The 22,682-nt window shown below is 46.2% G+C and carries 28 protein-coding genes; 25 read left to right on the top strand and 3 right to left on the bottom strand.

Annotated features, from left to right (window positions below; genetic code table 11):
* Positions 1-392 precede the first annotated feature (392 nt).
* Both EDD70_RS14500 and EDD70_RS14505 read left to right on the top strand, forming a co-directional pair.
* A complete protein-coding gene (locus tag EDD70_RS14500; RefSeq protein ID WP_092750451.1) occupies positions 393-758 on the top strand; it encodes a hypothetical protein in 366 nt (121 codons plus the stop codon).
* Positions 759-1,868: an RCC1 domain-containing protein gene (locus tag EDD70_RS14505; protein WP_479723801.1), complete on the top strand. Its 1,110-nt coding sequence runs from the start codon at positions 759-761 to the stop codon at positions 1,866-1,868.
* 78 nt (positions 1,869-1,946) lie between these two features.
* Here the strand turns inward: EDD70_RS14505 and EDD70_RS14510 are convergent, their stop codons facing one another.
* The 3 genes from EDD70_RS14510 to EDD70_RS14520 form a co-directional block, all read right to left on the bottom strand.
* Positions 1,947-3,455 carry a recombinase family protein gene (locus EDD70_RS14510; RefSeq protein WP_242943046.1) on the bottom strand — a complete coding sequence of 503 codons (1,509 nt, stop codon included), beginning with the start codon at positions 3,453-3,455 and terminating at the stop codon, positions 1,947-1,949.
* Between the two features lie 133 nt (positions 3,456-3,588).
* The gene (locus EDD70_RS14515; RefSeq protein ID WP_092750455.1) at positions 3,589-4,116 is read right to left on the bottom strand and encodes an SWIM zinc finger family protein; all 528 of its coding nucleotides are present in this window, start codon (positions 4,114-4,116) and stop codon (positions 3,589-3,591) included.
* A gap of 142 nt (positions 4,117-4,258) precedes the next feature.
* Entirely contained in the window at positions 4,259-4,879 is a 621-nt protein-coding gene (locus EDD70_RS14520) for a LexA family protein (protein ID WP_092750457.1), read from the bottom strand.
* A gap of 174 nt (positions 4,880-5,053) precedes the next feature.
* On the opposite strand from EDD70_RS14520, the gene EDD70_RS14525 reads away from it, so the two are divergent.
* From EDD70_RS14525 to EDD70_RS14635, 23 genes are all read left to right on the top strand, one after another.
* On the top strand, positions 5,054-5,257 hold the full coding sequence (locus EDD70_RS14525; RefSeq protein WP_205408567.1) for a helix-turn-helix domain-containing protein: 204 nt from the start codon (positions 5,054-5,056) through the stop codon (positions 5,255-5,257).
* Between the two features lie 51 nt (positions 5,258-5,308).
* Entirely contained in the window at positions 5,309-5,812 is a 504-nt protein-coding gene (locus EDD70_RS14530) for a helix-turn-helix domain-containing protein (protein ID WP_092750461.1), read from the top strand.
* Positions 5,813-5,823: 11 nt separating this feature from the next.
* Positions 5,824-6,087, top strand: a complete 264-nt coding sequence (locus EDD70_RS14535) for a hypothetical protein (protein ID WP_092750463.1) — start codon at positions 5,824-5,826, stop codon at positions 6,085-6,087.
* Positions 6,044-6,256, top strand: coding sequence for a hypothetical protein (locus EDD70_RS14540; RefSeq protein WP_123811069.1), 213 nt, complete (start codon positions 6,044-6,046; stop codon positions 6,254-6,256). Before EDD70_RS14535 ends, EDD70_RS14540 begins: the two co-directional genes overlap by 44 nt.
* Positions 6,249-6,698: a single-stranded DNA-binding protein gene (locus EDD70_RS14545; protein ID WP_092750467.1), complete on the top strand. Its 450-nt coding sequence runs from the start codon at positions 6,249-6,251 to the stop codon at positions 6,696-6,698. Before EDD70_RS14540 ends, EDD70_RS14545 begins: the two co-directional genes overlap by 8 nt.
* Before the next feature lie 13 nt (positions 6,699-6,711).
* Positions 6,712-6,894 (top strand): hypothetical protein, encoded by a 183-nt coding sequence (locus EDD70_RS14550; protein ID WP_092750469.1) that lies wholly within the window; start codon positions 6,712-6,714, stop codon positions 6,892-6,894.
* 20 nt (positions 6,895-6,914) lie between these two features.
* Positions 6,915-8,075, top strand: coding sequence for a DUF3102 domain-containing protein (locus EDD70_RS14555; RefSeq protein ID WP_092750471.1), 1,161 nt, complete (start codon positions 6,915-6,917; stop codon positions 8,073-8,075).
* 1 nt (position 8,076) lies between these two features.
* On the top strand, positions 8,077-8,283 hold the full coding sequence (locus EDD70_RS14560; RefSeq protein WP_092750473.1) for a hypothetical protein: 207 nt from the start codon (positions 8,077-8,079) through the stop codon (positions 8,281-8,283).
* A gap of 263 nt (positions 8,284-8,546) precedes the next feature.
* Positions 8,547-8,921 carry a hypothetical protein gene (locus EDD70_RS14565; RefSeq protein WP_092750477.1) on the top strand — a complete coding sequence of 125 codons (375 nt, stop codon included), beginning with the start codon at positions 8,547-8,549 and terminating at the stop codon, positions 8,919-8,921.
* A 14-nt stretch (positions 8,922-8,935) separates the two neighbouring features.
* Positions 8,936-11,320, top strand: a complete 2,385-nt coding sequence (locus tag EDD70_RS14570; protein WP_092750479.1) for a phage/plasmid primase, P4 family — start codon at positions 8,936-8,938, stop codon at positions 11,318-11,320.
* 159 nt (positions 11,321-11,479) lie between these two features.
* Positions 11,480-11,899, top strand: a complete 420-nt coding sequence (locus EDD70_RS14575; RefSeq protein WP_092750481.1) for an RNA polymerase sigma factor — start codon at positions 11,480-11,482, stop codon at positions 11,897-11,899.
* 531 nt (positions 11,900-12,430) lie between these two features.
* The gene (locus tag EDD70_RS15080) at positions 12,431-12,961 is read left to right on the top strand and encodes a hypothetical protein (protein WP_205408568.1); all 531 of its coding nucleotides are present in this window, start codon (positions 12,431-12,433) and stop codon (positions 12,959-12,961) included.
* Positions 12,948-14,798: a terminase gpA endonuclease subunit gene (locus tag EDD70_RS14585; RefSeq protein ID WP_162840747.1), complete on the top strand. Its 1,851-nt coding sequence runs from the start codon at positions 12,948-12,950 to the stop codon at positions 14,796-14,798. Before EDD70_RS15080 ends, EDD70_RS14585 begins: the two co-directional genes overlap by 14 nt.
* The gene (locus EDD70_RS14590; RefSeq protein ID WP_092750485.1) at positions 14,795-14,998 is read left to right on the top strand and encodes a hypothetical protein; all 204 of its coding nucleotides are present in this window, start codon (positions 14,795-14,797) and stop codon (positions 14,996-14,998) included. The genes EDD70_RS14585 and EDD70_RS14590 overlap by 4 nt, the downstream gene beginning before the upstream one ends.
* 4 nt (positions 14,999-15,002) lie before the next feature.
* The gene (locus EDD70_RS14595; RefSeq protein WP_092750487.1) at positions 15,003-16,502 is read left to right on the top strand and encodes a phage portal protein; all 1,500 of its coding nucleotides are present in this window, start codon (positions 15,003-15,005) and stop codon (positions 16,500-16,502) included.
* Positions 16,503-16,515: 13 nt separating this feature from the next.
* A complete protein-coding gene (locus EDD70_RS14600; protein ID WP_092750489.1) occupies positions 16,516-18,462 on the top strand; it encodes a prohead protease/major capsid protein fusion protein in 1,947 nt (648 codons plus the stop codon).
* A gap of 27 nt (positions 18,463-18,489) precedes the next feature.
* Positions 18,490-18,837 carry a DUF2190 family protein gene (locus EDD70_RS14605; RefSeq protein WP_092750491.1) on the top strand — a complete coding sequence of 116 codons (348 nt, stop codon included), beginning with the start codon at positions 18,490-18,492 and terminating at the stop codon, positions 18,835-18,837.
* A gap of 4 nt (positions 18,838-18,841) precedes the next feature.
* On the top strand, positions 18,842-19,123 hold the full coding sequence (locus tag EDD70_RS14610) for a hypothetical protein (protein WP_092750493.1): 282 nt from the start codon (positions 18,842-18,844) through the stop codon (positions 19,121-19,123).
* Position 19,124: 1 nt separating this feature from the next.
* The gene (locus EDD70_RS14615) at positions 19,125-19,442 is read left to right on the top strand and encodes a hypothetical protein (protein WP_092750495.1); all 318 of its coding nucleotides are present in this window, start codon (positions 19,125-19,127) and stop codon (positions 19,440-19,442) included.
* On the top strand, positions 19,439-20,173 hold the full coding sequence (locus EDD70_RS14620; protein WP_123811070.1) for a hypothetical protein: 735 nt from the start codon (positions 19,439-19,441) through the stop codon (positions 20,171-20,173). The genes EDD70_RS14615 and EDD70_RS14620 overlap by 4 nt, the downstream gene beginning before the upstream one ends.
* A 16-nt stretch (positions 20,174-20,189) precedes the next feature.
* Positions 20,190-20,714 carry a hypothetical protein gene (locus EDD70_RS14625; protein ID WP_092750499.1) on the top strand — a complete coding sequence of 175 codons (525 nt, stop codon included), beginning with the start codon at positions 20,190-20,192 and terminating at the stop codon, positions 20,712-20,714.
* 15 nt (positions 20,715-20,729) lie between these two features.
* Complete coding sequence (locus tag EDD70_RS14630) at positions 20,730-22,154, top strand: phage tail sheath family protein (protein WP_092750501.1); 1,425 nt, start codon at positions 20,730-20,732, stop codon at positions 22,152-22,154.
* Positions 22,154-22,672, top strand: coding sequence for a phage major tail tube protein (locus EDD70_RS14635; RefSeq protein WP_092750503.1), 519 nt, complete (start codon positions 22,154-22,156; stop codon positions 22,670-22,672). The genes EDD70_RS14630 and EDD70_RS14635 overlap by 1 nt, the downstream gene beginning before the upstream one ends.
* Positions 22,673-22,682 lie beyond the last annotated feature (10 nt).

Raw genomic sequence — 22,682 nt, forward strand, 5'->3', positions numbered from 1 at the left:
GTAACTACCAGCAATATCAATTGCAGCGGCGGTAATAATTTGTTCAAAGAGGCCGTGTGCATCGATACCAAGCGGATTTACGACAGTTGCAGTGCAGAGCAGTGGTCACGTTAGAGGGTATAACAATTAAAGGTCAAAAAAGCTGATAGATAAAGCAAAATTGCGTGGTTCAGTTTTTGCATTTCCGGCAACGATGTATGTGGTAAAACATCTAATCTAAAATTTAAAAGGCGAAACGCTATAGAGATTGTATCTCATTAAGTCAGTGTTTTCAACATGAACAATGCAACAATTGGCAGATCCACAATAACAGACAACTGAATATACGAATATAATATAGAAAATCAATATTTACTAGTTTTCGTTTTTGATTTATTGAAAGGATGTTTTCAGTGATAGAAATTTTAACTATTATTTTCAGTGTTATATTTGCTATATTCTGCTTAGGATTTGTTTTGTTGTTTCCTTGTATATCTATATGCAGAAAAATAGGTTTTACAGCCGTTGTTATTGGCTTAATATTATCAATTTTATCTATTTTCTTATTGCCGGATATAATTGGTATATGGCTTTTAGCTATCGGTATTTTCTTATTGATTTTAGGAATATTACTCAGTTGCAAATGCAGATTTTTAACTGCTAAAAATGTAATGGGGTTAATATTGGTTGCTGTATCAATTATATTGGCAGTGTTATCAATAATACAAATTAATACTCCGAATACTGTTCGGGCGTGGGGTTGGAATCAGTTTGGATAACTGGGAGACGGCACCAGCGAAAGCAGTTCAGTTCCTATTAAAGTAAAAAATCTAAAGAATGATACTATCGCTATTTCAAGCGGTGGATTTTTTAACGTTGCTTTAGATGATAAGGGTACTTTATGGTCATGGGGAGAAAACACTTACGGTCAGTTAGGCAACGGTACAAACGATACCAGTTATATTCCTACTCAGGTAAGTAACTTAACGGATGTCGTTGCAATAGCAGCCGGAGAATTCCATTGTCTTGCATTAGATAATAAAGGCAATGTTTATGCTTGGGGTCGTAACGATTCTGGCCAATTGGGTAACAATACAACTATAAATAGTAACGTTCCAATCAAGGTTAGTAGCTTATCAAATATTGTGGCCATTGGTGCAGGCTATTTTCATAGTTTGGCTTTGGAGAAAAACGGTACACTCTGGGCTTGGGGAAATAACCAAAAAGGACAATTAGGTGATGGCACAACGACCAATAGCTCAGTACCGATTCAAGTGAATACAACAGCAGATATTATAGCTGTAACAGGCGGAGGATTGTTCAGTTTGGCTTTAGAAGCTGACGAAACTGCTTTAGCTTGGGGAGAAAATTTATATGGACAATTGGGCAATGGCTCAAACGTTGATAGTTTAACCCCTGTTTCTGTTAGTAACCTAACAGAAATTGCAGCTATTGCATGTGGCGGACAATTCAGTTTAGCTTTAACGGAGAATGGAGCGATATGGGCTTGGGGCTATAATCAGTACGGCCAGTTGGGTAACGGCACAAATACGAACACAAATTTACCGGTTATGGTAAGCAGCCCTCCTAAATATTTTGCAATTTCAGGCGGCAATGATTTTAGTTTGGGCTTGAGGAAAAATGGTACTGTATGGGCTTGGGGCTTCAATGGTAATGGGCAATTGGGTGATGGTACAACTGCAGATAAAAATGTTCCCGTACAGGTAGTTGGTTTATCGAACATTGCTGCAATTTCAGCAGGCAATTCCCATGGTTTGGCACTCGAAGCCAATAACACGATTGCTTATATATTTTTCTTAATAGTTTCCGGTGTACTGTTCTTATTTGGTATTTTCCTTATGGCAGCACCCGGACATGTAAAAGATTAGACTGATGTTAAAAGCGTAATATAACAAACGCCTGAGGGTGAATTTTCGCTCTTAGGCGTTTTAATAGAGCAAAGATATTTATAGGTCTTTAAAGCTGATAGATAAAGCAAAATCGTGGGGTTTGCTTTTTTGTTCTTTCTTATATACTATCTCACGAATGATAGATTTTAGCATCATATTTCTTTTTTGAGCGTCTGCCGTTTCGTATGCCTGCAGTACGCTTTTAATTTTTTTGTACATTTTTAGCTTGTTTGTACCCTGTGCTTTTTTAATTGCATCATGCTGTGCAGTAGCCTGTTCTTGCAAAGTAGCAAGCTTTTCTTCCAGCGCTTTTGAGCGCTCGGTGAATGTTGGGATATCGTACACGCCCTGCTCAAGTAAGTCGTGCAGACGTGAGCGCTGCTGCTTTGCTGTGGATATTTCTTTTTCGGTAGCATCCAGGGCAGCCTCTAAAAGCGTAATATCTTTTTTGGGCCGTTGTTCGGTTTTCAGTTCAACCGCGATGTTGTTCATCTCGTCGTATAAAAAGTGCAGGATAGATTCTTCAACATAAGCAAGCTTTGCCGAGGGGATGCACCCCTTATTCATACAAAGTATGGTTTCCCATTCTCCTCGTTCGCCACGGTGCATATATTGCCGCTGCATGGTTCGGCCGCAGTTACCACACTTCACCAACCCGGCAAGTGGGTTTTCAACAGTACCCTTGTAATAGGGGGGATGGTACCGATTTTTGAGAATTTCTTGCGCGCTTTCAAAAAGCTCTTTATCAATAATAGGCTCATGCAGCCCATCCACTACCGTCCATTGTTCGGGCTTGTTATATATAGTGATGTGCTTGGTGTTATTTTTCGTGCCCTTTTTGATATGCTTTTTCTTATCCCAAACAATTTTGCCGATGTACACTTGATTTTTGAGGATTGCCACAATCGATGTGCGCCCGAACTTATCGGAACGGCGGGGCCTTGCGCCCAAAGAGTTCAGTGTTTCGGCAATGGTTAGGCTGCCGATGCCTTGGTTGACGTACATATCAAAAATCATTCGCACAAAAACAGCCTCATCCTCGTTTATCGCAAGGGTGGGAATTTTATCTTTATAAATCTTATCATATCCATAAGGCGCGTTTGCAATGTACCCGCCGTCCTTAATCGTGCGCTTAATGCCCGTGTGCAGACGCCGCTTGATGATTTTTAACTCTTGCCGTGCCATAAAGCTTTCAAATTCAGAGTATGTTTCATCAATATCGTTGTTGAGGTCGTAGAATTTACGCGGGGTGATAATCTTTGTGTCATTCTGTTTTAGCGTCTCAAGTATCACGCCTTGGTCGCTCATCGAGCTGCGGCCGAGACGGTCGATGTCCATGCACAGCACGGCATCGTATTTGTTTGCCTCTACGTCGGCAAGCAGCTGCAGCATCTGCGGGCGGGAATAGAGGGTGTCGCCGCTGACAACCTCTTCATAAATTTTGATAATGCTTATTTTATTGGTTTTTGCGAACTCGGTGAGTGACTTCTTGTGCCGTTCGAGGGTTTCCTCCTCATTCGACAATTCTTCCATTCTCGATTTTCGCAAATACATGACTGCTTTCATGGCGGCACCTCCTAGGGTAAAAACGAATGTGCATTCGTTTTTAAATATTTTAGTAATGCCGCCCCGATTAGGGCGGCATTATGTTTATCAAGTAGTCTATTTATATGTTGTTATAATACAGATAAATTTCTGTTTAATAAAAATCTTCATAATAGTCACCGGAATCTGCTATTCGTTGTGCCGCAATTTTTAAATCATCAGAAGGCTCAAATGCACCTAACTCTATTGCAAGTTTATACATATGCTTACATGGTACTCGTCGTTTTAAAAAGTCCATGCAGGTGCATCCGTTTAATGTGGTTATGTATGTTCCACCAGTACTACCAGCATATTTTGCATAACGAAACTTTTTGTCAATTTTAATTAGAGTTAATTTATCTAATAGGGCTCGTAGCATACGTCTTTTTTGATCTTCAGAATTATTAGTAATTTCCCATCTTTTCCAAAGGGATTCTATTGGCAACAAGCAATAAGAGATTTCGGGAATAATCAAAGCAACACCTACAATTAATAGTACCAAAGTGCTTTTAATATAATCAAATATAGGCAACGACAACTCAGACGTGATACTGGGGAAAAGTAGGCTTATAAATAAAATTAAGGATAAGAGTATAAGAACGATTCCCCACTTGCTTCGTTTTGACATAAATAATATTTTCATTTTTCTACCTCCCAGTATTATTCATTATTTGACATAATGTGTCAATTTGATATAATAAACGTGAGAGGTAATATCTACCAAGATTCTTCTCGTCCCCCAAGTCGTTCACTATTGCAGTAGTGGACGACTTTTTTTATTTATTTTAAAATTTTGCTCTTAACTCCACGACCCTGCCCGCAACATCAATGGGCAGCGAGTGTACTTCTTCGTTCGTATAAAACATTGGTTCAAAAGAGGGGTTAAGCGGTACCAACGAAATGCCGTTTGAATGCTTTACAAGTTTTTTCATGGTTGCGTCGTCACCGTTGACGCGCACAATGGCAATGTCGCCACTTTCCACATCACATTGTTTGCGTACAATTACAACATCGCCTTCTGTAAACTTTGGCAGCATGCTGTCTCCGCGTACTTCAAGTGCAAAGTATTCTCCGTTTCGTGCCATCTCTTGTGGTATTTCTTCATAATCAATAATATCTTCGACTGCCTCGACAGGTATGCCAGCCTGTACTCTTCCGAGTACGGGTATTTTTATGCCCTTTTTTATTTGAATAACTGGTTCAGGGTCATTATCAATACCTAAAATGTAGTCAACGGAGACTGAAAATATTTCAGACATTTTTTTAAGAGATGAAATGTCAGGTTCGAACTTTTCATTTTCCCATCCTGAAAGGGCACCTTGAGTTACGCCAATTCGTTTGCATAAATCAATTTGCTTCATATTTTGAGATAGGCGTAATTGTCTAATTCTATTTATTGTTATCACCTCTTAATATAAGTTTAACTAATAATATAATTATATCACTAATATGATGCATACCTCAAGGGAATAAATATTAGTAAAATTGATATTTAGGCTTGACAAACAGACGGTTTCTCATTACTATATTAATTAAGCTAATATTAAGTTAGCTAATATATTAGCGAAGGAGATATAAACTTGGCGAATATAGAAAAATTACGGCGCAAAGCAAAATTGAGCCAAATGCAATTAGCAACTGCAATGGGAGTGACTCAAGGCACCGTTTCACAATGGGAAACAGGGGAGATTAAGCCAAGGGCAAACAAACTTATTGAATTAGCAAAAATATTGAATTGTTCAATTGATGAGCTGTTTGCAACAGAAGATGTAAAAGTCGGATAGGGGAATGACGTCCCACTATCATAATTATCTCACAAGCGGGAGGTTTTGAGAATGAGCGAAAACAGCAAGAACTACTACAAAATGTGCAGAGATAATGCGGGTATTATACAGGAATATGCAGCAGGCGCGTTGGGCGTATCTATCCGCACCTTGTCGGATTACGAAAACGACAAAGCGCCCGTGCCCGACGATATTGTTTACCGCATGTGCGAGATTTATGATACAAAGTTTTTGGCACTGTGGCATCTGAAAAAAAGCAAACTGGGGCGTTTTCTGCCCGAAATCTACGAACCCGATTCGCTCGGCGATATGATGTTCTCTTTGGCACTTGCTAAAGATGCAACGGATGAATCGTATACCGCTATTCGTGAGGTTTATCGCGACAGAATGCTTACCGAGGCAGAAATCCCGCAGCTGAAAGCGGCGCTTGCCAAGGCAAAAGAGGCAAATACCAACCTAACCGCTATCATTATGTACGCCGAAACAAATATAAAAGAATTAAATGAGAATGAGGACTGGCAAATTTCAGATTGTCCGCTGCATAAGCATATGTGAGGTGATGAAAAGTGCCGCTGATGTATACCGGCAAATTCAGAGGTATGGTAGAGCACGATGAAATTCATGAGCTGGATTTCGGAAGTCAGGGCGTTACAAAGGTTGGCATTATACGGCCAAAGGTGCGCAATGAAGAAGAGGCTCGTAAGAATAGAGCAAACCTCATCCGTATTGCCCAGCAGGTGATATTGGATGAAATGCTCAAGGAACAGGAAAGCGCAGGAGATAAGGATGAACGAAATTCTGATATACATGGCACAGGCAACAAGGCTTGAACTGTTTGGATGTTATGTTATTTTGGTTCTGGCATTTTGCATTTTCGGATGCATTGCGGCGGGCTTGATGGGAATCATCGAGCACGCTGTGCCGGAAAGCTTTTATGTGTGGATTTTTACAAAAATGGACGTCCCTTATGAAAAGGAAAGGATGAACAAACATGTATAATCGGTCGGTTTTAATCGGCAGGCTGGCAGCAGATGCCGAGCTGAGACATACACAAAATGATGTCGCCGTGGCATCATTCACGGTTGCAGCCAATCGCCCGTATAAGGTAGATGGCAAAGACGTTGCTGATTTTATCGAATGCGTGGCATGGCGCAACACCGCCGAGTTTGTATGCAAACATTTTAACAAAGGCAAACCCATCGGCGTCGAGGGCGCACTGCAAAAACGCTCTTATGAAGGTAAGGACGGTATAAAGCGTTGGACAACTGAAATAGTGGTTGACTGCGTATTTTTTGTCGGAGACAGCAAGCAAGCAACCAACCGTGCACCGTTGCCCGATGCACCGCCACCTGCCGCAAGTGACAAAAGCGGTGGTGCTTACGCAAACGGTAATGCTGTTGATTTTGAAGAGGTAGATTGTTACGAAGATCTGCCATTTTAGGGAGGGCTTTTGAATGGTTTTAGAACAGGTAAAGCAGGGTATCAATGCAGTGATTGATAATTTATTTGTCCCGCCGGGGGCGGAAGTCAGTGAAATTACAATCAGTGTTAAGTTGTCAAGTTCAATGGCAACCATAAAAGCCCGCCGAGAAAAAAACGGGGTTTGGGATTTCTCCAAGAAAGACGATGAGATTTAAACCCCTATAGGAGGATGTGAATGAAACAGGCTGAAAAACTAATACATACGAATAAAATAGTGCCCAATAACACAGCTGCCGACGTACCTTTACGTCAATGTAAAGTAAAAGCATATGTTGGTATGCCCGTGCGATTTCCTGTTATGTCGGAAAATCCCTATGTAGTTGATTATGTTTACTATAGTTGTGGAGGCAATTATTTAGATAGAGTTATACTTAAAAATACGGTAACCAATGAAATCATAAGTGTCTCAGACAGTAATTTAGACGAAGTTAAGGTTAATGAAGAGGAACTGGAAGAAGTAATCAATAAACCTGCCCGTTCAATCGAGAGTATAACAGCAGAAATAAACTACTATAAAGAACAGACGGCCAAGAACTTTATTGAAATTGGTAAGAGATTAAACGAGGCTAAGGCTCAGTTACAACATGGCGAGTGGCTTATGTGGCTAAAAAACGGTGTTGACTTTAGTGAACGAACTGCTCGGAATTTTATGCGAATAGCAGATAGATTTTCAAATCGGCAACCGGTTGCCGATTTGAGTTGTAGCAAAATGATAGCATTGCTTTCAGTTCCGGATAATGAAATTGACGATTTTATAATGTCTACGCATATTGTTGATGGCGAAGAAAAAACAGTTGCAGAAATGTCAAAGCGCGAAGTTGAAAAAGCGGTCAAGGAGCGCAACGAGGCAATTAAGAGGGAAGAACAAGAAAAGGCTGATAAACAACGCTATAAAAAGCTGTATGAAGATAAGGAAAAAGCCGCCGAAAAAGCTTTGGACGAAAACGCAGCACTGCGTACAAAAATGAAAGCGATTGAAAACCGCCCCATTGATATAGCGGTGCAAGAGCCATCCAACGAAAAGCTAAAGCAAATTGAAAGAGAGGCTTATGAAAAAGCACGTGCAGAGTTACAGCAATCGGCTGGGGCGTCTGACGGTATTTTACCGCAGGAGGTTACCGACAAAGCAAAAACAACGTTCTTAAAGGCGATAGAATACGCGGTAGAGCAATATACAACCTTTGCTTTGCGTATGGATTTAGATACCGTTGTGCGTGATGCAGAGGCATGTATTACGTGTCTTGCATCAGCAGCAGACAACCTGCGTACCTTGCAGGCAAGGGCGCAAAATCAACTGTACGCCGCGAACTACGACACGTTTGAGGAGCTCGACTGATATGAAAAAGATGTACACCATACGCATGATGGAGTTTGGCGAGGTATCGGCGGTGTATAACACAAGCGATATAAACGAGGCACGGCGCATTTACCTCACCTCTGATGGCATCTGCTCTGCCGCTGACCTGTACGTAAACGGGAAACGCATTAAATTTGCAGATGCAGCAACAGAGCTGGGCATTGTGCGTAAGCCTATCAGTATTTGAGTAACCCATGGATTAAGGATGTGATATAAATTGTATCTAAAAAAAATTGATTGCAAAGAGTTTATCTACGAATGTGACGGTCATGAAGAGCATGTATGCTGGCATGATAATCCACCGAATAGTTGTGAAGAATGCATTTGCAAAGGCGGGGATATAAATCCTAAAACTGGCAAAAGATTTAAACCCAGCACGGTAAAGGCTTATCAATCTAAGTTTATGGAAACTGAAATAATTAAATAATAATTTTTTATTTGGAGGTAACTATGGACGTGAAAAATTTAGAAGGCAATTATACCGCAATCGTTGCCGCAGTTACCTGCAGCAATGGCAAAGGCAAAGCAGAGGGCTACACCGTTTTGGAGCTGCTGCTGGTGGTCATATCGGGTGAACAGCAGGGCGCACAAATCAGAAAGCCGTACTTTTTAAAAGAGACTGTCCCCGAATCACTCACAAAAGATTTTTACAAGCTGGGCGTTCGAGTAAGCACAAAAGACGATGCTATCAAGGCAAAAGACGACATTGCAGGCAAGATATTGCAAGTGTCGCTCTCCAACGTTGACAGCACCGTCTACTGTGCTTTTGAGCAGTACATCGGTACGGACGACCCTGCAAAATATTACTCAAAAACAATCCACTAAGGCGGTGTTAACCTATGTATGAACGAGTACCCAACGAACTGAAAGCGCTGAAACAATGGGTTTGTTACAGCTTGGTTGACGATGGCACGGACAAGCAGGGCAGCCCCAAAAAGAAGAAGGTGCCCATATCCCCCCGCGGGGGCATCTTCGCCAAGAGCAACGATGATTCCACCTGGGATACCTTCGAGCGCGCCGTTGAGGGCAAAGAACGGCTGCGCGCCGACGGTATCGGGTTGATGTTTGCAAACGGCATCTGCGGTGTGGACATTGACCACTGCATCGACGGCGGCGAGCTGTCGCCCATGGCGCAAGAAATCGTTGAAACGCTGCAATCGTATGCTGAAATATCCCCATCCGGTACGGGGATACATATATTGTGTAAAGGCAGAATGCCAAAAGAGCCCGGACGTCGTAACAAGGAAGGCCTTGAAATGTACGATTCCGGGCGTTATTTTACCGTCACAGGCAATGCTTATTGTGATGCAGAGGGCAACCCTTACCCCCTGCGGGACTGCACGGCTGCAATAGCAGCAATCCACAAGAAATATATTTACAATCCCCCTGCGCAACCGATTGAGACAAAGGATACAAAGCCTGTTTCACGCGGAGGAAAAGTGCGCGACCTTTCAGATGACGAGATACTGAAAATCGCCTTTAACGCCGTAGGAGGGGACAAGCTGCGCAAGCTGTACGACGGCGATTACAGCGAGGCAGGCGGTGACGGCAGCCATTCGGCGGGTGACATTGCCTTATGCAACAAACTAGCATTTTGGTTTAATAAAGACAAAGAACGGATGGATGCAGCCTTTCGCAATTCGGGCATGATGCGCGATAAATGGGACAGACGGCAGAGCGGCACCACCTATGGTTCCATCACGTTGGATCGAGCAATTCGGGATTGCAAGGAGGGCTTTGAGCCGATTGACCGCCCCGCAAAGCGCCGTAAGAGCATGGCGCCGCCTCCCGCAACCCCACCGCAAACCCAAGCGAGAAAACAAGCCTTTCCATTCGATTCGGATGAAATTTTACCCGATACCACATTATATACGCTGGATGATACGGGCAATGCGTATCGCTTTCGTGACACCTACTACAGCGATATCAAATTCAACCACATCGACAAGTGCTGGTACCATTGGGACGGCAGACGCTGGTCGGAGGACATCACGGGCGAAATCAAACGCATGGCAGACACGCTGCTGATGAATATGCAGGATGAGGCAAAGGCGAATGAGGACATGCAGCTGCTCAAACATGTGCGCCGCACCCGCAGCAGTAAGGCAAAAGAGGCAATGATTAAGGAGACGCAACATATGAAAGGCATCCCAATTCTGCCAAACGAGATGGACAGATACCTCAATGCCATCAACGTGCTCAACGGCGTGGTGGATTTGAAAACAGGGCAGCTGCGGGCGCATCACCGCAAATATAAAATGTCGATGCTTGCAAACGTTACCTACGATAAAAACGCGCAGTGCAATACATGGATAAAGTTTCTGTACGATGTCACCAACGGCGATGAGCAGCTGATGCTTTATCTGAAACGCATGGCGGGCTACTGCCTCACGGGCTCTACCAAAGAGCAGTGCGTGTTCTTTGTTTACGGTTTGGGCGGCAACGGTAAAAGTGTTTTTCTACATACATTGGCAGCCATGATGGGGGAGTATTCTAAGAATTCACAACCCGAAACATTGATGATACGTGACAAGGGCAACAATGCACGTACTGATATTGCTCGCCTCAAAGGGGCGCGTATGGTTACCACCTTTGAACCCAACGATGGTAACCGTATCGATGAGGGTATGGTTAAACAGCTTTCGGGTGAGGATATGATTACTGCAAGAATGCTCTATAAGGCAGAGTTTGAATTTAAACCCGAGTTTAAAATAGTTATGGCAACCAATTACAAACCTATCATTACAGGTAAAGACGAGGGTATATGGCGGCGCATAAGAATGATTCCGTTTACTGTTAAAATAACCGATGAAAAAAAGGATAAAGACCTTGAAGAAAAGCTGAAAGCCGAAATGCCGGGTATCTTCAACTGGGCATTGGAGGGCGCTGCAGGTTGGTACAAACATGGTATGCCGCACTGTGCGGTGGTAGATGAGGCGAGTCGCAACTACCGCACCGAAATGGACAAGATACAGCAGTTCATCGACGATTGCCTTGAACGGCGCACGGGCAGCACGTTGCAGTCGTCTGCCGTGTACGAAGTGTACAAGCTGTGGTGCGCCGAACTGGGCGAGCGCTATCCCATCAGCAATACAAAATTTTCGATGGAACTCAAAAAACGTTTTGAGTGGAAGAAAACAAGCATGTACAACGAGTATGTGGACATTGGCTACACCGACAAGGGCACGCGCCTGCTCACCACCTCGCCCCACCACTCCGCCTAATGGAGCGTTATGCAAGGGTGGAGCACGTTTCCGTAAAGTCTCCTAGAAATTTTACATGAACACTTTACTGAATACCTCTCCATCTTTCCACTACTCTCCACAATCCACTATTCTAGTGTTGATAACTTTTCTTATTTACTTTGATATGGGGGTAAAAAAATGAACTATGAAGATAAAAAGATAAGATTAAGAAGATATTTGATTGCGCTGAACCGATTGAAAACAAAATGCAACGAGGCTGCATCTTGGGAAGAACTCTCCCACAGCAGAGGCGGTATCATTGTGCGGAGGAATCGGCAGGCATCTTCTGCGGGTTTGGATGTAATAACCGAGACGGCCGAAACCATACAGCAAGAGATTGAGGACTTGGCGACGGAAGTAAACGAACTGCGCAGACAGCTCACCGATGCGCTGATGCAGATGCCGACTGAATTGTACCGAGATGTTTTAGAGATGACATACATAACTGGATTGAGCGCTAAACAAATTGCAGCCAATAAAAACTATTCAAAGGGATATATAAATATCATTATAAGAAAAGCAATAAACGAGTTAGATATCTGTAGTAACTACTTCTGAGAACAAAAGACATGTCGAATATCTTCAAATATGCCGAATATCGCGAAATATGCCTATTGAACACATACCGTTATTGACGTACAATAATGGTAGAGAGGTGTACCCGAACAAGGGTACATCTCTTTTTTTGTACCCTACTTTCAAATGCGGTGTTGCATAAATCTTACGCTATGGCACTTTCAAATGCAACCCACAGATTCAAACAGAACACAAAAGTTTTCAACAAAGCGCGTGTTTGAGCTGAATTTTGCAGTGTTTTCCACAAAAAGCGGGGGTTATCCACCACAACAAACCGCATACTGATGCGGTTTAAGGTACTTTACGGGGTGTACCCCCTATGCGGGTACTGCGAGGCGCATGGATTGCCTACATCAAAATCAAAAAAACTCATTTGAAAGTTTGACACTCCAGAAACCTATTAAAAATGCGGTTTCTTTGTACAATGTGCCGACACGGCTTACATGCGCGGGGGCGGGGTGAAAAAGAGCACAAACAAGCACTTTTGCTGTGCAATATGACGGAGGTGAGAGAATGGCAAAAGAAAAGCTTTATTTTGAAGGGGACACCATCATCGCTTGCACGGAGTTTACGGCGAAATACTTCGGCGTGAGTGCTGCCACATTATCCAACTGGGCAAAGGCGGGTTGCCCCAAAGGTGAATACGGATACTGGGACATCAAAGCTGTGGAGGCTTATCGGCAAGCACAGATTGGCGTGAAAGCAGCAGAGGAGGCGGAGAAAGACCCGAGCAAATTATCTTTGCCCCAGCAGAAAACTTACTATGAAAGCCAGTTAAAGCAGGCGCAATTGGAGGCAGCCGAGCTGCGCAACGAGATTGCCCGCGGGGAATATCTGCCGCGTAAATTGGTGGTGGATGACTTGACAAATTTTTGCATCATATTAAAACGGTCACTCAACGGGCTTGGGCGAAAGCTTTCGGGCGAGGTTTCGCACTATGTAGACCCTGCCGAGGCGCGTCGGCTTGAAAACTTGATAGGGGATACAGTAAACGATGCGCTGGAACAAATGAGTGTGGATGGTGTTTACAGTGCCAAAAAGTAACTGGACAGTACCCGATTGGATAGTGGAGGCGTTATCGGCCTTGAGGCCGCCGGGTAAGATGACGGTGAGTGAATGGGCTGACAAATATCGCATTCTTGATAGCAGAACCTCTGCTTTGCCAGGGCGTTGGCGAACCGATTACACACCCTATCTGCGCAGCATAATGAATGCCTTTACCGACCACGAAGTGGAAGAAATCATTGTTGTGAAGCCAACACAGGTGGGCGGTACCGAGGTGATTTTAAATATGATGGGCTATGCCATCAGTCAAGACCCCAGTTCGGCAATGGTTGTGTATCCAACCGATACGCTGGGCGAATCCATTTCGCAAAACCGTATACAGCCCATGATTGATACCTGCCCCGAACTCAGAAACAGATATGACCCGAACTCCAAACGGCTTGAACTGCAGTTTGCGGGTATGTACCTTGCCATAGCGGGTGCAAATTCCCCATCAAGCCTGGCATCTCGCCCTATCCGCTTTTTGTTTTTAGATGAGGTAGACAAGTACCCATCCAACGCGGGGAAAGAGGCAAGTCCGCGCGCACTGGCAAAGGAGCGAACCAAAGCATACAGCAACAGCCGTAAAATCGTAGAGGTATCAACGCCCACCTTTGAGGATGCACCCATTTGGCAGGACTGGCTATCGGCAGATACCCAGTATCGATACTATGTTACCTGCCCCGACTGCGGGGACAAATGGACATTTAAGTTTAAACAGCTGAAATGGGAGGGCGAAACCCCCGAGGAGGCGCGCAACACCGCTTTTTATGTATGTGAGAATTGCGGCTGTTTGATAAAAGACAACCAAAAAACAGAAATGATAAAGCAGGGTGAATGGCTGCCCATCAAAGAAAACGGAAAGCGCAGAGTAGCCTACCAGTTTAACACTTTTTTGTCGCCGACTATCCGATTGGGTGATATCGCCTATGAATTTATGAACAGCAAGCACATACCCGAACTGCTGCAAAACTTCATCAACTCATGGCTTGGTGAACCTTACAAACAGATTGAGGGTGCGGTGGAGGCTGAATATCTTCTGAAAGAACGGCAGAGCGCATATCAAGAATACGAGGTGCCACCGGGTACGTTGATGTTGACAGGCGGGGTGGATGTGCAGAAAAAATGCTTTTACTGGACAATCCGTGCCTGGATGCCGAATATGACCTCTTACAATCTCGCGCACGGCAAAGCGTACAGTTGGCAGGAAATCTCCAACATCATGAACAGCTGGTTTGCCGATCGCAACGGAAAAAGGTACATGGTAAACTTGGCGGCAATCGATTCGGGCGACCAAACCGATGATGTCTACAACTACTGTGCCATCAACCGTGAATGGGCGGTGCCCGTCAAGGGTGCATCAAACCCATTGGACGGCAAATATCGGCTCACACGCATTGATAAAATCGGTAGTATTGCAAGTGGTATGCTGCTGTGTTTTGTGGATACAGGGTACTACAAAGATATGATTTTAGGCAGACTGCACGCGGATGCAGACCATGGCGGGTGGTACCTGCATGATAACTGTGACCCCGGGTACGCGGAGATGATCTGCTCTGAGCAAAAGGTGACAGAACGCTTTCGCGGGAGGCTGGTTTCACGTTGGAAAACAAAACAAATCGGTGCAGATAACCATTATCTCGACTGTGAAGTTTACGCAGCCTGCGCCGCAGATTTATGCGGGCTGCGCACCTTCAGTGCAGAACAGGCACAGCAGTCGGAGAATCCGCAAGCCGTTGCAGAGGCACCGCAACAAACAATGCAACCCACGGCAGAGCTGCCAATGACAGGACAAAAACAAGGTTATTTCAAAAAGAAAAGCAGGTGGAGAAGATGATTGATTATTTAGGGCAAAAAGCAAGCTTGGACAGTGCCATTGCTGCCATTGAATCGGGGGCGCAGGAATACCGCATCGGCAGCCGAACGGTGCGCCGTGCTGATTTATCAACACTGTATGCGGAGCGCATCCGCTTGGAGCAAAAAATAGAGGCACAGGGGTACAGCGGCATTACCGTCGCCCGCCTGATGAGGAGGTGAGCAGTTGAAACATACAGGCAAGCCCAATACATGGGAGCGGATGTTGGCGGTTGTATCCCCCAAAAAGGCACTGGAACGTTACTGCTACCGCACAGCCTTGGAACGCAGTGTTTATGCCGCTGCCAACCAAGGACGCGTAAGTGAGGGTTGGACAACGCTGAACGGTACGGCAGAGACGATGAACCGAGCGGAACGCGACATCGTGCGGGCACGTGCACGAGATTTAGAGCGCAACTCGGATATGCTGCCCGCTGAGATATTGGCATTGGAACGCAACGTGGTGGGGACGGGTATTGTTTTGCAGGCAAAAATTGCAGGGGATGACAGCGGTGAAGATGAAGAACTCAACAGCCGCATTGAAGAACTGTGGAAATTGTGGTGCCGCCCCGAAAACTGCGATATAACAGGGCGCATGAGCTTTTCTGAAATGCAGCAGATGGTGGTGCGGCGCAGATTTGTAGACGGCGGCGTCTTGATAATCAAGGTGTATGAAAATGACCAATTGAGACTGCAAATGCTGGAGGTGGATGACCTCGACACCACATTGCAGATGGCGGGCAGCAACCGCGTTGTGGGAGGCATCGAAATCAACGCCTATGGGCGACCGCTTGCATACCACATCAAGGAGGCGGATGTGTATGGCTTTACTGCAAAATCGGTGCGGGTGGCAGCGGATAGGGTAATCTATTTGCCGATACTCACAAGGCCAAAGCAAGTTCGTGAGTTTTCGCCTGCTGCACCCAGCCTGCCGCGCATTGATGATGTCAACGAGTTTATATCATCGGCGGTAGAAAAAGAGCGCGTTCTCTCATACCTATCGGTGTTCATCGAAAGCACGGGGTTGGGCGGCGGTTTCGGCGGGCTGGGCAGAGGGGTGCAAACAAACTCCGGCGGCGGTGGGTATAGCTCAAACGAGCGCGTGTTGGAACAAGGCGCAATTGTAAATCTTGCACCGGGCGAAAAGGTATCTACCATCAATCCATCGGGGGTAAGCTCTACCGCGCACGATATGGTGCGGTTAACCCAGCGTTTGGCGGGCAGTTCGGCAGGCTTGTCCTACGAGGCAACCAGCCGCGATATGTCGCAGGTGAATTATTCATCTGCAAGGCAGGGGATGCTCGAAGACCAGCGCACCTACAAGCAATGGCAGCAGTACCTCATTACGCACCTTTGCGATAATGTATACCTCGAGTGGCTGGATTGGATGGTGATGAGCGGGCGGTTATCACTCAAGAACTATTTTCGCGATAAGCCAAAATATCAGCGCCACACTTGGATTGCGAGCGGGTGGGAATGGATAGACCCTGTAAAAGAATCCAATGCCAACGCAAAAGCACTGGAAACCAACCAAAAAACGCTGCAGGAGATTTGCTCTGAAAAAGGCAAGGATTGGCGTGACGTGATACGGCAGCGCGCCATAGAAAAGCAGTTGATTCAAGAGATGCAAACAGAGGAGGGGGAAGAGCAACCGTCGGCGAAGAAGAATACGATTTTGAATAATTGAGGAGTTGAACAATATGAGCACGTACAAAGACAGATTGAAACCGCTGAATCGATGCATCGGGCTGCAATGCCGCGCGGTGGAGGGGCAAACCTACAGCAGAGAAATCTCGTTTTCAAGCGAAGAACCGTACCGCAGGTGGTTCGGCAACGAGATTTTGCAGCACACCACCGAAAGCGTGGATTTATCAAGATTTGGGGATGTTGCCACGGTACTTTTTTCGCACGGACGCGACCCCGTTGTGGGGCGTATGCCCATTGCGAAACCCGAAAAGGTTTGGCTGGATGAGGCGGAGCACAAATGCAGGGCAATCATCACGTTTGATGAAGATGACGAAACATCCATGAAATTGCTGAACAAACTGGATAAAGGCATGCTCTCGGGTGTTTCGGTGGGGTACAACGTAGATGCTTGGATGTCGTTGGATGCAGGAGCAACCAGCCCCGATGGGCGTTTTGTTGGGCCCGCTGAAATCGCAGTGAAATGGACTCCGTATGAAATCAGCCTGGAACCAACCCCCGCAGATGCAACTGTGGGATTTGGCAAAAGTATAGAAAATGATAACACAAACACAGAGGAGGAAAAAGGAATGAGTATACCAAACAGTACACAAGAACCAGCAGCAACAGCGAAAACACCAGTAGCAACAACCTCGACGCCATCGGGTGAGGCAGCAAGAACCATGGAACAGGTGCTGCAAGAAGAAAGAACGCGCTGCGCACAGATTACCGACCTTTGCCGCAGTGTAGGGCTTGACCCCACCGAGTATATGGAAAACGGCAGCACCCTTGACGAAGTGCGCGCCGTGGTGTGCGATACCTTTATAAAAGGCAGAAACCCCGTTGCCGCAGGCATGGGCGGAGATGTCACCGTGACTGCCGATGAGATGGACAAAGTTCGCGCTGCTGCTACCGACGGATTGCTGATGCGCGGCGGTATTGCGGTAAACAAACCCGCAGCGGGTGCGGAATCTTTCCGCGGAATGAGCCTGCGTGATATTGCGGTAGAAACATTGATACGCAGCGGCGTCGCCGATGCAAACCGCATGAGCCGCGATGATATTTTTAAACGAGTTATGACGCCCGACAGCGCTTTTGGCGCCATTGCCGCAAATGTTGCCCGTAACTCTGCAAGCACCGCTTATGAGGATGCGCCTGTTACATATCCGATTTGGACTTGCAAAGGCACCTTTACCGATTTTCGCCCTACCGACATTTGGCAGATTTCCGCAGCGGAAGAACCAGAACTGGTGCCGCAAAACGGTGAGCTGAAACACGGGCAGATGGGCGACCAAAAGATGGCAACACGTCAAGGTGTGACCTACGGCAAAATCTTTACAATGACAAGGCAAACGTTCATCAATGATGATATTTCGCTGATTACAAGAATGCCCGCAGCATACACCATTGCGGCGCGCCGCCTCATTAACCGCCTTGTTTACAAGATACTGAAAGATAACCCAATTATGCCAGACGGCGCAGAGCTGTTCTCATCAAAACACGGCAACCTCGGCACCGCAGCGGCACCTGGTAAAGGCTCTTACTCCGAGGCACGCAGGCTGATGCGTAAACAGACGGACATAAGCGGCAAACAGGTGCTCAATATTTCACCTGCATTTGTATTATCTTCGTCACTGGATGAAACCGAAAACGAGATTTTGCTCGCATCGCTTGCAGACCCCAGCTCGAACAACGCAGGTGTGGTGAACCCGTTCCGCAATAAAATGCAGCTTGTGGTGGATGCCGAACTGGATGTGGACAGCGGAGCACAGCCGTACTATTTCGCGGGTGCGCCCGGCAGCAACGACACCATCGAAGTTGCCACCCTCAACGGTGTGGATGCGCCGATGATTGAAACTCGAATGGCATTCAACACCCTTGGCATGGAGTTCCGCATCTTCGAGGATTTGGCAGTCACCCTGCTTGATTACAAGGCATTGGTAAAGAACCCGGGTAACGCATAAATAAACAAAACGAAGGAGGAAAAACAGATGGCAACTTTTATACAAGAGGCAAAATCCATTAACTACAAAAATACCAGCCCCACCGATGCAATCAAGTACGGTGAGGTGGTAGCACTGAAAGATATGATTGGCGTTGCAGCCATCGACATTGCCCCCGGTGCGGTTGGGGTATTAACCGTTTCGGGCGCGTTTGAAATGGACGCAGAAACAACCGCGGCATTTGCCGTGGGGCAAAAGGTGTACTGGGACAGCACAGCAAAAACAATCACCGCAAGTGCCACAGGTGCAGAATCCGCGGCAAACATTGTTGCAGGGTATGCGATTGAGGAAAAAGCGGTGAGTGCTGCAAAGGCTCTCGTAAAGATTGGGGGATAAGCCAATGATTAAGCTTTTTAAGCCGTTGTTGTACGGCGGAATCATTGTTGAAGCGGGGAAAACAATCTGCCTCGATGCTGCATTTGAAAAACGGATTGCAGAGAACGGGAATGGTGAAATTGTGAGTGTACCGCCGTTTGCTGATGAGATGGAAAACGGTTTTGAGGGTGAAATGTACGGCGAAAGGGAAGAACCCCCCACCGATGACAGCGGTATTCAGGCAGAACCGCCCGTAGATGAGGGGATGCAAACGACCTTTGGGCGCGGTTTGCCAACGGGTAGATGATATGGCACTGAGCGAGCAAATACAAAATGACCTCGGTATTTTCTTTAACGATGCTGATTTTGGCACGTGGCACACTGTTGCGGGGCGCAGGCTGCTGGTAATTGTGGACACTGAGCAGGCAAAACAGGACGGATTAAAGGATTTAAACGGCAATTACAACGGCGATATCACCGTTTTTGCAAAACAAGCCGATTTACAGGGGCTGCGTTTAGAGCCGGAACAAGCCATCATTTTTGACAATGCTCAATATGTCATCGCCAATGTTAACCCAATCGATGGCATTGTTGAGCTGAATTTACAACAAGTGAGGTCGCGATGATGGGAGATAAAAGACCAAACCAAATCTTGTATGCTGATACTAAAAAACTACAGGAAATGTCAAAGCTGCTGGAAAAGTTCCCGCAGGTGGGTGAACTTGCAGTAACTGATGTAATGCGTGATGCGCGTGATTATGTAGTGCGTACCATACCCCGTATAGTGCCAAACGAGTTTGCAATAGACAGAAAGGCGATGCGCAGCGCTTTAGGGCGCAGACGGGTGCGCAGTATATCAAATGGGGCAGATCGTACCATTAGCATAGAAGTAGTGGGTAACAGGTTAAAGGCTACAAGGTTCACTCACACGCCCACTGCCCCGCCAAGTATCGGTAACAGCTACAAAACAGCAGTGACCATTTACAACAACCGAGGTAGTAAAGTCTTAAAAAAAATACCTGGTGCTGACGGTAAGAAAAAATCGGTATTTATTGCAAAAACAGGTGCAAAAAACAGCGATAAGGTGCCATTTATCTTTTTTGTGCGTACCGGTGAGTACTACGGTAAAAAACCAAAAAGACGCAAGGTTAATTTCGGCGGCGGTAAAGTGAGTTTTATGACGTCAAAGGGTTATGAAAAAATACGCCCGATTAGCACAATCGGCATCCCTCAGATGGTTACCAGCAATGCGGTGGCAAAACCATTAATGGATGGACTTGCGGCAATGGTGGACAAAACCATTACCAAAAACTTAGATCGCTCATTGCAGGAAATGTGCAATAAGCTGAACAGGTAGGTGATTGCTTACGAATATGACAGTAACTGCTTTGAATGAGTTAAAAGCTTATTTTGAACGAAACGTACTTGACGGGGTGCTGTTGCAAAAGCCGAATGACAACAACATCCTCGATTATACCCTTGTGCAGCCTGCGGTACATATGGGTTGGATTCCTCCGAACGGGGTACTTTCCCCCGAAAATGTTGTAACAATTCCCTGCCTTGTGGTGGGATTGGATGAAAAAGAATCATCGAGCGATGATACCACACTGAACTTGCGCATTACGGTGGCGATTTATGACGCGGGGCTGCATAAACAAAGCGGTGAAGCAATGGAGTATGCATCGAACTTTGAAGGGTACATTACTTTGCTGAACCTCATGGATAAGCTTGAAGCGCAGGTACTCAAAGACCGTGTATTTGCGGGAAAGTACGAGCTGGCATCGCCCATTAAGTCGAAGCTGTACGACGAACAGCCGTATCCGTACTGGTACGGTCAGCTTAAATTTACGGTTACGCGCGAGGCGTACCCCGTTACCCGATATGAAGATTATTTATAGAAAGGTCGTGACAATTTGAGCGAATACAAACACGGTGCATTTGCATCGATTGAAAAAACGCAGGACTATATTGCCCCTGCAGGCGTAGGCACGTTGCCTGTTTACATAGGGCGCGCGCCTGTGCACCAGTTGGAAGATGCCTCGGCGAGCATCGGTGTACCGCTGCTAATTAACAGCTATAACGATGCGCTTGCAAAACTGGGCTACAGCGAAAAATGGCACAGCTATGAGCTGAGCGAGGCGGTGTATGCACACTTCAAAACCTCGTTGGGCGCAATCGGCCCGATCGTGGTCATTAATGTGCTCAACCCTGCTGAACACAAGGCAACCACGCAAAAAGTGCAGGAAATCACCTTTGCAAAAGGGCGCTGTGAGCTGCAATCCGCCGATGTAATCTTAAATACTGTGGAGATTGAAGGCAAGGTACGCGGGACGGATTTTACAGCGGAATACACCCCCGATGGTTCACGTATCATCCTCAAAGATTTGAAAGGGACACTTGCAGCAGAACAGCTGAAATACTGGGAGACCAACCCCACCGATGTGATGGAGGATGACATCACGCAAGCGCTCAACACAGCTTTGCCGTTGGTGTACCAGATGTTTAACAAGATACCGACTCTGCTTTGCGCACCGAATTGGAGCCATCTGCAAACTGTTGCAGGGGCAATGCTCAGCGCAGCACATAAAATAAACGGGCACTGGTATGCGTATTGCAATTTGGATATGCCCTCGGATGCATCGGTGAATACCATTGAAACAGCAGTCGCCAAGAAAGAAGAATGTGCCGTGGGGGCAGGGGCGTCTCTTTACTGGCCGATGGCGCGCAAGGGCGACAGGGTGTTCCATCTTTCTACGCTTGCAACTATGCTGATGCAATACACCGATTACAGCAACGACAACCTGCCGTATGAAAGCCCCAGCAATAAACCAATCGACATTGCGGGCTTGTGTTTACAGGACGGCACCGCCATCCAATACGACCAACTGCAAGCGAATGTTTTGAATGCCGCGGGGATTGGCACAGCGATTTGCTGGGGCGGTAAATGGGTGCTGTGGGGCAGCCAAACAAGCCTGTACAAACATGGCACAGATATCGACCCGAAAGACCGTTTTGACTGTTCGGTGCGAATGCTTTATTACATTGCCAACCGCTTTCAATCAAAATACGGCAATGAAGTGGATAAACCCATGAAACGCAGCAGGGTGGAAACCATCTGCAACGACTTTCAGGCGGAACTGGACGGGCTGTGCGACGTGGGCGCGGTATTGTTGGGCAACATTCGCTTTGAAGAAACCAGCAACCCTGTAAGCGATATGGTGAGCGGCAACTTTGTGTTTGATTTAGAAACCACCACAACCCCGCCTGCGAAGAGCATCACAGTTAAAATTCAATATACGGCAAAAGGTGTTTCGGTACTGTTTGGGGGTGATGAGTAGTGGCGAAAAAGATTATCAGCGGTTCTACCGGGGCAATGACGGTATTTGCAAACGGGCGTGAGCTCAACGATGTAACGAGCGTAACGTTGCCGGATGTGGAAATGCCGACAACCGAAATTAAGGGTGCAGGAATTATGGGCACACTCAATATTCCGCAGACGGGGCAGGTAAACGCAATGACTGTGGAGATTACACTGCGCCGCACGGGTAAAGATAAAGCGTATTTAATGGCGCAGGGCAAGGTGGATATCGAAGTGCGCATGGCTACCGACGTGCGTGCATCCGACGGCTCGATGTACGTTGAGGGTACCAAGATTTTTGCCACAGGTTACGCCACCAAGATTGGCAACGGCAAAGCGGAGCCGGGCTCAACACGCGACGAAAGCGTGAGCTATTCGGTCACCCGCTACCGTGAAATCATCGACGGCGAAGAAACTATGTTGATTGACCAGGAATCGAAAGTATTCAAGGTCGGCGGTAAAGACCGTATGCGAGAAGTAAGGTCAATTCTATACTAACAACATAAAA

This window comes from Hydrogenoanaerobacterium saccharovorans (assembly GCF_003814745.1).
Classification (GTDB): Bacteria; Bacillota; Clostridia; order Oscillospirales; family Ruminococcaceae; genus Hydrogenoanaerobacterium; species Hydrogenoanaerobacterium saccharovorans.

Excerpts from the sequence above, each read along its gene's own strand:
- EDD70_RS14600 (WP_092750489.1), top strand. The coding sequence starts at position 16,516 with ATGAGCACGTACAAAGACAGATTGAAACCGCTGAATCGATGCATCGGG.
- EDD70_RS14590 (WP_092750485.1), top strand. The coding sequence starts at position 14,795 with ATGATTGATTATTTAGGGCAAAAAGCAAGCTTGGACAGTGCCATTGCT.
- EDD70_RS14625 (WP_092750499.1), top strand. The coding sequence starts at position 20,190 with ATGACAGTAACTGCTTTGAATGAGTTAAAAGCTTATTTTGAACGAAAC.
- EDD70_RS14550 (WP_092750469.1), top strand. The coding sequence starts at position 6,712 with ATGGTTTTAGAACAGGTAAAGCAGGGTATCAATGCAGTGATTGATAAT.
- EDD70_RS14570 (WP_092750479.1), top strand. The coding sequence starts at position 8,936 with ATGTATGAACGAGTACCCAACGAACTGAAAGCGCTGAAACAATGGGTT.
- EDD70_RS14620 (WP_123811070.1), top strand. The coding sequence starts at position 19,439 with ATGATGGGAGATAAAAGACCAAACCAAATCTTGTATGCTGATACTAAA.
- EDD70_RS14605 (WP_092750491.1), top strand. The coding sequence starts at position 18,490 with ATGGCAACTTTTATACAAGAGGCAAAATCCATTAACTACAAAAATACC.
- EDD70_RS14540 (WP_123811069.1), top strand. The coding sequence starts at position 6,044 with ATGAACGAAATTCTGATATACATGGCACAGGCAACAAGGCTTGAACTG.
- EDD70_RS14610 (WP_092750493.1), top strand. The coding sequence starts at position 18,842 with ATGATTAAGCTTTTTAAGCCGTTGTTGTACGGCGGAATCATTGTTGAA.
- EDD70_RS15080 (WP_205408568.1), top strand. The coding sequence starts at position 12,431 with ATGGCAAAAGAAAAGCTTTATTTTGAAGGGGACACCATCATCGCTTGC.
- EDD70_RS14515 (WP_092750455.1), bottom strand. The coding sequence starts at position 4,116 with ATGAAAATATTATTTATGTCAAAACGAAGCAAGTGGGGAATCGTTCTT.
- EDD70_RS14530 (WP_092750461.1), top strand. The coding sequence starts at position 5,309 with ATGAGCGAAAACAGCAAGAACTACTACAAAATGTGCAGAGATAATGCG.
- EDD70_RS14565 (WP_092750477.1), top strand. The coding sequence starts at position 8,547 with ATGGACGTGAAAAATTTAGAAGGCAATTATACCGCAATCGTTGCCGCA.
- EDD70_RS14560 (WP_092750473.1), top strand. The coding sequence starts at position 8,077 with ATGAAAAAGATGTACACCATACGCATGATGGAGTTTGGCGAGGTATCG.
- EDD70_RS14545 (WP_092750467.1), top strand. The coding sequence starts at position 6,249 with ATGTATAATCGGTCGGTTTTAATCGGCAGGCTGGCAGCAGATGCCGAG.
- EDD70_RS14575 (WP_092750481.1), top strand. The coding sequence starts at position 11,480 with ATGAACTATGAAGATAAAAAGATAAGATTAAGAAGATATTTGATTGCG.
- EDD70_RS14510 (WP_242943046.1), bottom strand. The coding sequence starts at position 3,455 with ATGAAAGCAGTCATGTATTTGCGAAAATCGAGAATGGAAGAATTGTCG.
- EDD70_RS14615 (WP_092750495.1), top strand. The coding sequence starts at position 19,125 with ATGGCACTGAGCGAGCAAATACAAAATGACCTCGGTATTTTCTTTAAC.
- EDD70_RS14555 (WP_092750471.1), top strand. The coding sequence starts at position 6,915 with ATGAAACAGGCTGAAAAACTAATACATACGAATAAAATAGTGCCCAAT.